The organism is Methylobacterium tardum, assembly GCF_023546765.1.
GTDB classification, from domain to species: Bacteria; Pseudomonadota; Alphaproteobacteria; order Rhizobiales; family Beijerinckiaceae; genus Methylobacterium; species Methylobacterium tardum.
The window spans coordinates 5081245-5093069 of record NZ_CP097484.1 but is presented as its reverse complement, the minus strand read 5'-3'; the positions used below and the strand labels follow the sequence as shown (position 1 = coordinate 5093069).

Sequence of the window (11825 nt, the reverse complement as noted above, 5' to 3'; positions counted from 1 at the left end):
TCGTCAGGCGAGCCCGCTGCGTTTACGCGTGCAACGCGCGAGCTGCCTCGCTGGCCGCGCACGCATCGTGCGTGAGCAGCGCCGCCGGAACGGAGAGGTCAGGGTCAGCGGCGTCCGGAAGGAGATGGCCGAGCGAAATCGGAGGCACAATCATCGCCGGCTCGGCATGCGCTTCCATGAACGCGACGATCTTCGGCACGATCTCGGTTCGGAACCGCGATCCGTTGAAGATGCCGTAGTGACCTGCCCCCATCTGGAGATGGTAGGCTTTCTTCTCGGCTGAGAGGTTGAGCGTCAGGTCGAGTGCCGCTCGGGTCTGGCCGATGCCGGTGATGTCGTCCTTCTCGCCCTCGATCGCCATCAGCGCGCAGCGCTGGATCGCGGCGGGATCGACAGGCTTGCCCCGATGGCGCATCTCGCCCCTCGGCAGAAGGTGCTCGATGAACACGGTCTCGACCGTCTGGAGGTAGTACTCCGCTGTGAGGTCCATCACAGCGAGGTACTCGTCGTAGAACTCACGATGTTTGTCCGCCGAGTCGCCGTCGCCCTGCACCAAGTGGTTGAACATGTCCCAGTGCGCCGTCTGGTGGCGGTCAAGGTTCATGCTGATGAAGCCCGCCAGCTGGAGAAAGCCGGGGTAGACGTCACGGCCGTGGCCCTGGTGGGTCCATGGGACCGGGTGAATGCAGTGCTGCTTGAACCAGCCAATCTGCTTCTCCTGCGGCAACTTGTTGACCGCGGTGGGTGAGCGGCGGGTATCGATCGGGCCGCCGACCAGCACGGTTGAGCGCGGCACCAGTGGGTGATCCTCGGCTTCCATGCGCGCTATCGCCGCCAGAACCGGGACTGAGGGCTGGCACACGGCCATGACGTGCAGGTCCGGCCCGAGCGCCTCGAAGATCGCCGTGCAGTAGTCGATGTAGTCGCCGAGGTCGAAGCGTCCGGCGGAGAGCGGTACCTTCTTGGCGTCAGCCCAGTCGGTGATAAACACCTGATGCGTGTCGAGGAAGGCCGCCACCGTCCCGCGGAGCAGGGTCGCGTAGTGCCCCGAGAGTGGGGCGACCAGCAGCAATTTCGGCTTCGCCGAAGGCATACCGAAGGCGATCACGCGACAGAACGGGCGCTCCCACACCACACGTTCACATGTGGGGAGGTTGAAAGCCGGCTTGGGATAGGTGCGCGTTGCCCGCTCGAACAGCTCGCAGGAAGCTGCGACGGCTCGGCCGTTCGGGGTGTAAGCGAGGGGGCTGAACGGGTTCTCGCAAGCGGTCCGGGCCATCTCTGCCGCCATCCGCATAGGCGAGAGCATCTGGTCGTAGGCATCACGCATCAGGTACAGCATACGAGCAGTTCCTCCGGCAGCCGCACGGCCGCACATCTCCGAGTTGCCCAACGCTCCGGCACTATGATGCGTTGCATGCACCCCGCGAGGGCGAATCGCCCGCGAAATTGGCATAAAATTGCCAGCGCGGAAGTGTTCTGACCATGGCTGTCTGGGGTTCGTGTCGGCAATTGAGGGGCTGTGGTGCCGGCGAGCAACAGAGCCCTGTGCAACTTCTTCAGCGCCCCCTCGCGGTGGCAGTCGATCAGCCGCGACTTCCACGTCCGCGTTGAACCGGGGTTCCTCCACAATGTTCTCGTTGAGTGCGGCTCTCGAATTATTTCCGCTGCTCTACAAGAAATGACCGGAGGACACGCTCGTGAACATCGCCCCGAACCTTGAGGTGCCGAACGCGTTGCGCGAGCTGGCTGAGAAGGGCATCGACCAAGCGCGCCAGGCATTTGAGGGTTTCATCGAAGAAGCGCGCCAGACGGTTGCAGCAACCCAGGGCGGGGCGCACACGGCGGGTGCGAGCACGCAAGACATGGCGTCTTACAGCCTCCGGGCTGCTGAGCAGAATGTTCGAGCGACCCTCGACTTTGCGCAGAGGCTAACTCGGGCCAGGAGCCTCCAAGAGGCCTTGCAGCTACAGGCCGACTTCGCTTGCAGCCAACTTGCGGCCGTGCAGGCGCAGGCGACCGAGTTCGGCGGCATGGCTCAGAGTGCGACGAAGCAAGACTCGGAACACGCGATGAACGCCGCACGGAGCGGTGCCGATCAGTCCCGCATGTCCATGGAGGATGGTGACGAGGTCGGCCGTTAGCCGACAAGGTCGCCCCGAGGCTTTGCTCTGAAGCCCATCGAAGGGCCGGCTAGTGCGACGTCGTCACGGACGAAATCTGCGACTCGACCGGCGAGGCGCACGACGCGATGACCACCCTCCACCGAAGCCGCTACAGCCGCCTGCAGGTCGAGAACATCAAAATACAGACCCGGCTCCGCCACTGAGCCTAGCGGGTTCGGAGTCCGGGAACGCGAGGCGTTGCCCATGTCCATGCTGAGCAGATCCATCTGCCCGCTTGGCTTGCCGACAGCGGCTTCCCTGCCGACTGGAACGCTCGGCGGCGCAGTAATTCTGGCAATATGTTTTCGATTGCATTTGCTGGTTTCGATTTTGTTTAAAGCAAAACGGGCACTTCTGGGTTGATCAAATCATCATTGATAGGTCTGCAGCAGCATCCAGATCCCGTTTCAGAGCAAATATCGCGAGAGCCGGTGGCTTGAGAGTGTGCACCAGGTTCGATGGTTTGTTGGATCGCCGATGCCTGTAATCCGGCAAGCACGACGTGCTTGCGCGGCGAAGTCGCTTCTCCATGGGGCACGAATCTCGACTGCACTCTCAACGTTTGACGCCGCGCAGCGCTGGAATGGTTCAGTCGCATACAGACCCGGGCGAGCCCTGGAATTTGCACCGCAGTCGCCGACCCCATCTACGTAACTTTCCGTTGCCCTTGCTCAGCAAGAGGCAACCTAAAATGCGCAAAATGTGATCGATCCCCCTTCACAGGGTTATAAATATGGCTAAGCTTCGATCAGGCCGCAGTCACTTCTGGGTTTGGTCTGTAGAGGGTGAGTTGATGCAAGGGCGTTTCTTGTTGTCGGCAGGCGCAGCCGGCGCGATCATCGTACTGAGTCTGACTCCTGCGCCCTCTCACGCGCAAAGCGCGGGTGCCGTATTCGGCGGCTTGGCTGGAGGTGTCCTCGGCGGCGTCATCGCGGGCTCGATTGCCGCGCAGGCGGCGCGTGAGCGCCCCGTGGTCGTCTATGCTGCGCCGCGCCGTACCGTCCGCGTTATCCACGAGGTTCGGCGCGTGCCGGCTCCCCGGCGGAAGGTCGTTCGTGCGAGCCGCCAGCCCATGCAGCCCGCCGCCGGCCCGACGGGAGCGCAGGTGGTGAACGCGTCGGCAGATCCCTTCGCCTCGCCGCGGGGCAACGCCACGACCTCGGTCAACCAGACGCGCTGAGACCCAGCGCCACGACGCACGCCGGATCGACGCGCATGTCCCGAATGAAGGTTGCCTTCGCCGCTCTGGCGGCCGTTGGCGGCGTGGCTCACCCCGCTGCCGCCTCGCCCGCGCCCCCGAAGCTGACGGTCGACAAGAGCTTCGGCAAGGTCGCGGGCTGGTCCATCGGCTACAGTGAGAGCCTCGGCGGCTGCCTGGCGGCGGCGAGCTACGGCGACGGGACGACGCTGTGGTTCGGCTTCAACGGCGCCCGCGGCGCGTCGTACCCGCCCTCACCAACACCAAGTGGCGTTCGCTGGAGGTCGGCGGGCAGTACGAGCTCTCCATGATTGCGGGCCGCCAGAAGTGGCACGGGACGTTCACGGGCTTCGAGCGCGGAGACGCGCACGGATTGTATCAGTCGGGGCTGAAGGAGCGTTTCGTCGCCGACCTGTCCGAGTCCGGCAGCATCAACGTGATCTTCCAGGGGCGGCAGATCGCCGTCCTGTCCCTTGTCGGATCCACGGAGGCCTTCGACGCCGTCATCGGCTGCCAGAAGGACGTGACGACTGCGGCCGCGAAAGCGGAACCCGCGCCCGATAACCCGCGCAAGCTCGAGGCCGGCATGACAAGCACCGGAACCGGCTTCTACGTGTCGGAGCGCGGGCATCTGCTGACCAACAACCACGTGGTCGAGGCGTGCTCGGACATCTCCGTGCAGCAGCCCGGCCATACCGCCCTGCGGGCCCGTCTCGTCGCCCGGGACGCCGCCAACGACCTCGCGGTGCTGACCACCGATTTCCCGCAGAAGGTGGTGCCGCCGCTCTCGATCCGGGCGCGGCTCGGCGAGAATGTCTACGTCTACGGCTATCCGCAGAGCAATGTTCTGGCTTCAACCGGGAATTTTACCATCGGCAGCGTGACGGCGACGGCGGGCTCGGGCGACGACACCCGCAAGATCCAGATCTCGGCACCGGTTCAGCAGGGCAATAGCGGCGGCCCCGCCCTCGACCAGTTCGGCAACGTGATCGGGGTGGTGCAATCCAAGCAGGTCGCCTTCGCCTCCGGCGACGTGCCGCAGAACGTCAACTTCGCCATCAAGTCGGCGATCGCCCTCAACTTCCTCGAGGCGAACGGCGTCGAGGCGCCGATCAACGTGCGCATGACGGACCCGATGGACGGCGCCGCGATCGCCGAGAAGGCCCGCGACTTCACGGTTCAGATCACCTGCCGTTGAGGCTGGCCCGGTCGTAACAGGGCCGCTCTCCGGCAGCCGACAGCTCGGGCGGGATCGCGCCGCGATCGGGGGATCCCCCGTCCGCGTGTGTCTGCCCTGCCACGGCCCGCGACAATCACCTTGCGTTTTCCCACGCAATCTCAGCGCGTGCGCCTTAACCACTTTAGATTGTAGCCGCGTTAACCTGCTGGCGTATAAGTAGAAAGCGGCAATCGTGTTCGAGAGACACTCTGGTGCTGACCTTGAGCAGTTCTAGCGAGGGCAGGCCAAGATCCGCGGTAAGTATCGGGTTCCTTGTGCTGGTCGGTTCTATCTCCTGTGGCGCGTCCTCTGCGCACGACGGCGATCCGGGCGTCGGGGCTGCGCAGTCCTGCGACCATCTCGCGAGCGCTCCGTGGGACCCGGATGCCCCCGACGCGCAGCGGACCGTCAACTTCCGGGATCTGCGCGCCGGCGCGGCCATAGCGGCATGCCAGGCGGCGATCGCCGAGGCCCCGCGTCTGCGCCGGTTCCATTTCCAGCTCGGCCGCGCCTACGACCGGCAGGGCGCGAACCAGGATGCGTTCGAGGCCTATCGGCGCGCGGCCGAACTGGGCAGCGGTGCGGCCAAGGTCAATATCGGGATCCTCTACCAGCAGGGGCGCCGGTTCGAGAAGAGCGACGCCAAGGCGCGCGCCTGGTTCCGCGACGCAGCCGAGACGGGCATCCCGGAGGGGATGTACTGCTACGCGGTCGCCCTCGACAACGGGATCGGCGGTTCTCCCGACGCCGCGGCGGCCAGGACTTGGTACGTAAAGGCCGCCGCGCGCGGCACCACGAAGGCGCGGGACGCGCTCGTGCGTCTCGAACTCGACGGCGCCGGCACGGGGACCCGCTGTGATTAGCCGGCGGCCGCGGGCAGTGCAGGCGGTGCGGCCATGACCGGCGCCACGCGCTTCGTCGCCAGCCGGACGCTGGCCGGACTGGATGCTGTCCGCACCGATGACCGGCCGGTCATCGAGGCCTATGACCGGCTGCGCCGGATCCTGCGCCAGCACGGCGGCGAAGCCGCTGCCGAACTCTTCGCCGAGCCGGTCATCTCGCGCAGCAACGGGGCGGCCCCGGCGCGCGTGGACTGGTACACGAATCTCGACGGCCCGATCCGGCCGCTGGCCGACCTTGATCCGGACAGCGCGGTCCAGCTCAGGCACCGCCTTGGCGCCGCGCTGGCGGCGCTGGAGCCGGTGCTGCGGGACCGTGAGGCGGGCGCGTTCACGGCGGCGTGCCTCAATCTCGCGGGACCCTCCGCCGTGCTGGCGGTCGGGGACGCCCCGCTCCTCGCCGACTGGGGATTGCTCCCTCAGGGATTGGCCGCGGACGAGCGCGGACGCGTGCGCCACTACGTGTCGACGCTCGGTGCGTTCGCCCCCGATCACCTCCCCCATCCGCCGATCGGCCGTGACGACTGGGCCGCACGCTTCAAGCCGGCGGCCCCGGCCGGCCAGGATGCGTCTCCCGGACCGCGGCTCGGTGTTCCCGTGCGACCGGCTTGGCGCGGCGGCATCGCGCCGGTCGTCGCCGCCGGGATTGCGGCGGCCCTGGTCGCGCTCTCCTATGTGCCGGGCGTTCTGGTCTTCCCGCCGCTGCCCCAAGCCGTATCGGCTGAGTCCAGGGCCTTCCAGACGGCCTGGCTCGACGGTCTTCGCCGCCGGCGCGACGCCCTCGCAGCGGCTGAGGGCTTCGCCTGCCCCCGCCTCCGGACGGAACTTCCCGGGCTCGTTCCGCAGAGCCCCGCCGGCGTGCGCCTGCCCGCGGATCCGGCCGCGCCCCCCGCGGCCCGCGCCGCCGTCGAGCCGTCGGCGCTCCCGTCGGAAGCCGGTCGGCCCGGCGCGCCGGCCACCGACGGGCTCGTCGACCGGCTGGAGCGCAGCACGGTCCTGGTCCTGGCCGGCGACGCCACCGGGTCAGGGTTCTTCGTCGCGGACGATCTCGTCGTCACCAATCGCCACGTCGCCGAGGGAGCCTCGACGCTGATGATCGCCGGGCGGCACGCCGGCGTCGCTCCGGCGACCCTGGTGCAGGTCGGCGCCCCGGGCACCCTGACCGACTTCGCCCTGCTGCGGGTCCCGCCGCGCTCAGGGGGCGGCCCCTCGCCCTCGCGAAGCCGGGCCGCCCGCTGACGCCGGTGGTCGCGTCCGGGTTCCCGGGCCTCTATCTCGGCACCGACCCGACCTTCGCGCGCCTCCGGGACGGCGACGCCGCGGCGAGCCGCGACCTCGTCCCGGTGGTCCAGACCGGCGTGGTCAACCACCTACAGCGCTACGACGAGGCCGCCGTGACGCTGGTGCTGCATGGGGCCGAGATCGCGCCGGGCAACAGCGGCGGCCCGCTCGCCGATTATTGCGGCCGCGTCGTCGGCGTGAACGCCTTCGGCCGCACGGACGACCGCATGCCGGTCACCGCGCGCTACGCCCTGGGCGCCGACGGTCTCGCGGCGTTCCTGGCGCGCGCCGGCGTGACCGCGGCTGTCGACGACCGTCCCTGCGATCTCCAGGCGACGCCTCGCCCGGCGGCGACCGCCGCGGCCGAGCCGGCCGAGGCTGCCGCGACGCCGCCCGCCCCGGCACCGGCCGCGCCCGCCGGCCAGACGGCTCCGCGGCCGGACGCGCGGACCGCCCCACGGCCGGGGCGCGACGCCCGGCCGCCGGCACGCTGAGGGGCCGTCATCATGTCCGCGACCACGAAGCTTACCGAGACGCCGCGCCTCGGCCTCGACCCGGTCAATCCGAAGCTCGCGCAGCAATACGAGCAGCTCGTCGACCTGCTGGCGCGCCGTCTGAGCCCGGCGCACGCGCACCTGTTCGCCGAACCGGCCCCCGTCGCGGTCGCCGGCACCGGACGTCCCGGCTTCGCGTGGTTCGCCGCGGTCGACGGCGACGCGCGGCCCGTGACCGCGCTCGATCCCGCCGCCGCCACGACCCTGCGCGAGACCGCGGCCCGTCTGGTCGCCGAGATCACCACCTTCGCGGACGGCCTGGAGCGCGAGGGCGAGGCCTCGCGTGACCTCGCCCGTCTGCTGCGGGACGCGCTCGTTGTCCCGGACGCCGACCACCTGTGGTCGGTCGACGGCCAGCCGGTCCTGGTGGCCTGGGGCTACCGGCGCGCCGGCTCGGACGGCCCGGCCGTCGCGCGCGGCGCCGCGATCACGGCGAGCGCCGCGGCGGTGGAAGCCCCGGCCAATCTCTGGGCGCCGCCGGCGCCGCTTCCCGACATGGCCGGAGCGGCGCCGGCGCGGCCCGGCGTCCGGCTCGCGCCCGCGCGGCGGCCATGGCTCGCGCCGATCCTCTGGCTCGTCTTCGTGCTGCTCTGCGGCGTCCTGGCGGACCGGCTCCTGCGCGCCTGCGCCGTCGGCAGCGGCGACTGGCCCGCCTGGATGCGCGCGGTGCTGCCCGATCACTGCCCCGCGCCGTCGGTGGCCCTTGATCCCGACGGCAGCGCGATCCTCGCGACGATCCAGACCACGGACGACGCCGTGCGGGCCGCCGAACTCGCCCTCACGCGCCAGGCGCTCACCTGCGACGCGAGCTGCCCGGTGCCGCCGCGCCGGGCCGCGCTCGAGGCCCCGCAGGTACTCCCCCCCGACCTCGCGCGGCGTCTCGCCGGCATCGAGCGCGGGCAGGGTCTCGAACTGACGCTCGCGTGGGAAGGCGCGTCCGATCTCGACCTCCAGGTCGTCTGTCCGGACCGCACGCGCATCAGCTTCGAGCACCGGGCCTCCTGCGGCGCCCGCCTCGTGGCCGACCAGAACGAGAAGGGTGGGAGCAGCGCCAGCCGGCCGGTGGAGCACGTGATCTGGGACGACGCCCCCGCCCCCGAGGGCCGCTACGGCGTCGAGGTCGGGCTGTTCGCCCGTCACGGTGAGGCCCGGCCGGAGATCCCGTTCCAGGTCATCCTGTCGCGCCACGGCGAGATCGCCGAGCAGCGCGCCGGCCGGATCTCGGCGGAGCGGGTCGCGCAAGCCGTGCTGTCATTCGACCTGCCGATCGCGGCACCGCCGCAGAGCGGCCTCCAGGCCCCGACCGGGAGCGCGGCCGTGCCCTGACCGACCCGACGCCCAGAGCTGCCCCCCGATCCGCCGCCACGCGCCCCACGAGATCCGTCTCCCCGATGTTTGTCGATCCCGTCCCCTTCGGCCCCACGATCCGGCTGGTCCCGCACAGCGGCGTTCAGTTCGTGGAATACGCCTTCCACATCGACACGGTCGGGCGCCTGTCCCGCCGCTTCGCCGAGCGCGCGGTCACGGGCGCGCCCCAGGGGGACGGGCGGCGGACCTACAGCCTGCTTCCGACCTGGAACGAGGACGACCCGGGCGCCGACGCGGTCGAGACCGCCCGCGGTGACGACCGGGAATACGCGGTCGGCGAGCGCGGCGCCCTCGAGGTCTTCCTGGAGAAATGGACCCCGGTACCGATGCTGCGGGTCAAGGCCGGCGTCGAGGGCGGCGAGGAGCTCGACCTCGGACCGACCAACTGGGCGCGCGTGCGGATCGTCGAGGTCGCCGACCGGGCGCCGGACAGCCCGATCAGCCACCGGGTGATCTTCGCCTTCGACACCGAGCTGCTCGAGCGGCGCCCGAACCGGCCGTACACGGCGCCCTGCCTGGAGGATGCCGCCAACGAGCACGAGTTCCGCTTCGCCCATCGCTTCCGCGACATCGGCTGGTTCCTGGGCGCGGCCGGGGAGGGCGAGGAGACCCGCCGGCTGGCCGGCTTCCAGGAATGGGTGCCCGCATGGCTGCTGGAGCAGTTCCGCGAGTTCAAGGCGGCACAGCGGCCGGATCGCCCCCTGCGCGATACGGACTTCCCGAACACGCTCGAGCACTACGCGCGCTATCTGGTCTTCCTCGAGTACCTGCAGATGGCGGTCCGGCCCCGGACCCTGCGGCTGACCGATACGGTGACGGCAGAGCCGGCGATCCGGCCGGTCACGGTCGACCTGATCCTCGACATCGGCAACAGCCGCACCTGCGGGATCCTGATCGAGTCCCACCCGAACGAGGATCGGGTCGACCTCAACAACTCGTTCGTGCTGCAGCTCCGCGACCTGTCCGAGCCCGAGCAGGTCTACACCGAGCCGTTCGAGAGCCATGTCGAGCTGTCGCACGCCCGGTTCGGCCGCGATCACCTCTCGCGCCTGTCGGCGCGCCCGCGGGCGTTCTTCTGGCCGAGCCCCGTCCGGGTCGGGCCCGAGGCCAGCCGGTTCCGCGAGCTCGCCCAGGGCACCGAGGCGGTGGGCGGCCTGTCGAGCCCGAAGCGCTACTTGTGCGACGTCCGCCCGGTGAACCAGGAATGGCGCTTCCCCGATCGCGACTACGGCGCCGACGGGACAAGCCCGCTGATCGACCGCACGATCCGGCAGTTCGTCAACAGCCGCGGCGACGTCATCGCGCAGCTCGACGCCGACCGGAAGCGCTACGGGATTCGGGTCCTGCCGGACGACCGCGTCGGCGCCTCGCGCCTGACCTTCTCGCGCTCGTCCTACTTCACCTTCATGGTCGCCGAGGTGGTCTGCCACGCCCTGTCGACCATCAACAATGCCGGGGTGCGCGAGCGCCGGCGCACGAAGGATGCCCCGCGCAAGCTGCGCCGAATCATCCTGACCCTGCCGCCCGCCATGCCGGTCCAAGAGCAGCGCCTGCTCCGGTCCCGCGCCGAGGGTGCGGTGAAGCTGATCTGGCAGCTCATGGGCTGGGCCGACAATCCGCCCCCCGGCCTGACCCAGCCCGAGGTCCACGTCGCGTGGGACGAGGCGAGCTGCGTCCAGTTCGTCTACCTGTACGGGGAGATCACCCAGAAGCTCGGCGGTGCCGTTGACGGCTTCCTGAGGCTCGTCGGCCGCCCCCGGCCGTTCGCGGAGCCCGACACCACACCCGGCCCGGAAATACGCCCGGAGCCGTCGGTGCGGATCGCCAGCATCGATGTCGGCGGCGGCACCACCGACCTGATGATCACGACCTACTACGCGGAGGGCAACCGGGCGATCAAACCGGTGCAGAACTTCCGCGAGGGGTTCCGGATCGCCGGCGACGATATCCTCAAGCGGGTGATCGAGCGCCTCGTCCTGCCCACGATCGAGGCGGCCCTGCGCTCGGCCGGGCATCCGGACCCACACGCCCTGCTGCTGGAGCGCTTCGGCGGCGACCGCGCCAACATGGCCGAGCAGGAGAAGCATCTGCGCCGGCAATTCGTGTCGCGGGTGCTGGAGCCGATCGGCCTGCGCATCCTCGGCGACGTCGAGGCGGGCGCGGAGACCACCGCCCGCCCCTTCGCCGAGTTCTTCCCCGAACGCGGCGGCCGGATCCTGCGGCGCGCCCTGCCGCAGCAGCGCCTGCTCGACTTCCTCGAGATCCCGGCCCGCACCGGCGGCGCGGCGGACTTCGCCCTGACCGACTGCGTCTTCGAGAGCCGGGCCGACGTGGTCGGCGCCTGCGTGGTCGCGACGCTCGACCTCGTCCTCGACAACCTGTGCGAGGCCGTGCACGCCCTCGACGTCGACGTGGTCCTGCTCTCGGGCCGCCCGTCCCGGCTCCAGGCCTTCGCCGACTGCCTCGCCGACAAGCTGGCGGTCTCGCCGGACCGGATCGTGCCGCTCCACCAGTATCAGGCCGGCACGTGGTACCCGTTCCGGGAGCGGGACAACCGCCGCATCGGCGATCCCAAGACCACCACGGCTGTGGGCGGCATGCTCTGCGCGCTCGCGGAGGGCCAGCTCACCAACTTCACCCTGTTCACCCGCCGACTCGCGCTGCGCTCCACGGCCCGCTACATCGGCGAGCTTGAGCTGAGCGGCCAGCTCCGCGACGCCGGCCTCGTCTTCCGCGAAGTCGATCTCGACGCGCCGGCCTCGGCCCGGCGCCAGGGACCGGCGATGAGCGCGAAGCTCCGGTACTACGCGCCGATGCGCCTGGGGTACCGGCAATTGCCGGTGGAGCGCTGGATCGCGACGCCGCTCTACCGCTTGCGGATGCGCGCCGGCCAGGAGGCGACGCAGCTGCGGCTGCCCCTCGAGATCACCCTGGAGCGCAGCGGCGACGGCCGGCCCGACGACGAAGGGCCGGATGCCCTGCTGCGCTCGGAGTCGATGAAGGAAGAGTTCGAGATCACCGACGCCTACGACGCGGACGGTCTCGACGTCGGACGCAAGATCGAGCTCGTGCTCGATACCCTGGCCTCGGAGCAGGGATACTGGCTCGACACCGGCATCCTCGCCCTGAATTGAGATCACG

8 protein-coding genes and 1 pseudogene are annotated in these 11825 nt (G+C 69.9%); 8 read left to right on the top strand and 1 reads right to left on the bottom strand.

Features of this window, described 5'->3' with window-relative positions:
* Window positions 1-22: 22 nt before the first annotated feature.
* Window positions 23-1342: a polyhydroxyalkanoate depolymerase gene (locus M6G65_RS24360; RefSeq protein WP_250102995.1), complete on the bottom strand. Its 1320-nt coding sequence runs from the start codon at window positions 1340-1342 to the stop codon at window positions 23-25.
* A gap of 358 nt (window positions 1343-1700) precedes the next feature.
* Here M6G65_RS24360 and M6G65_RS24355 point away from each other — a divergent pair, with 358 nt between their 5' ends.
* The 8 genes and pseudogenes from M6G65_RS24355 (at window position 1701) to M6G65_RS24315 (ending at window position 11818) form a co-directional block, all read left to right on the top strand.
* A complete protein-coding gene (locus M6G65_RS24355) occupies window positions 1701-2144 on the top strand; it encodes a phasin family protein (protein WP_238199044.1) in 444 nt (147 codons plus the stop codon).
* Window positions 2145-2958: 814 nt separating this feature from the next.
* On the top strand, window positions 2959-3345 hold the full coding sequence (locus M6G65_RS24350; RefSeq protein ID WP_238199045.1) for a hypothetical protein: 387 nt from the start codon (window positions 2959-2961) through the stop codon (window positions 3343-3345).
* Window positions 3346-3380: 35 nt separating this feature from the next.
* On the top strand, window positions 3381-3674 hold the full coding sequence (locus tag M6G65_RS24345; protein ID WP_250102994.1) for a hypothetical protein: 294 nt from the start codon (window positions 3381-3383) through the stop codon (window positions 3672-3674).
* Window positions 3671-4561, top strand: a complete 891-nt coding sequence (locus tag M6G65_RS24340; RefSeq protein WP_250102993.1) for a S1C family serine protease — start codon at window positions 3671-3673, stop codon at window positions 4559-4561. The genes M6G65_RS24345 and M6G65_RS24340 overlap by 4 nt, the downstream gene beginning before the upstream one ends.
* A 296-nt stretch (window positions 4562-4857) precedes the next feature.
* The gene (locus tag M6G65_RS24335) at window positions 4858-5445 is read left to right on the top strand and encodes a tetratricopeptide repeat protein (RefSeq protein ID WP_238199047.1); all 588 of its coding nucleotides are present in this window, start codon (window positions 4858-4860) and stop codon (window positions 5443-5445) included.
* A 33-nt stretch (window positions 5446-5478) separates the two neighbouring features.
* A pseudogene (locus tag M6G65_RS24330) lies at window positions 5479-7256 on the top strand (trypsin-like peptidase domain-containing protein).
* Between the two features lie 12 nt (window positions 7257-7268).
* The gene (locus M6G65_RS24320; protein WP_250102990.1) at window positions 7269-8642 is read left to right on the top strand and encodes a hypothetical protein; all 1374 of its coding nucleotides are present in this window, start codon (window positions 7269-7271) and stop codon (window positions 8640-8642) included.
* Window positions 8643-8707: 65 nt separating this feature from the next.
* Window positions 8708-11818 (top strand): virulence factor SrfB, encoded by a 3111-nt coding sequence (locus M6G65_RS24315; protein WP_250102989.1) that lies wholly within the window; start codon window positions 8708-8710, stop codon window positions 11816-11818.
* The last annotated feature ends 7 nt before the right edge of the window (window positions 11819-11825 follow it).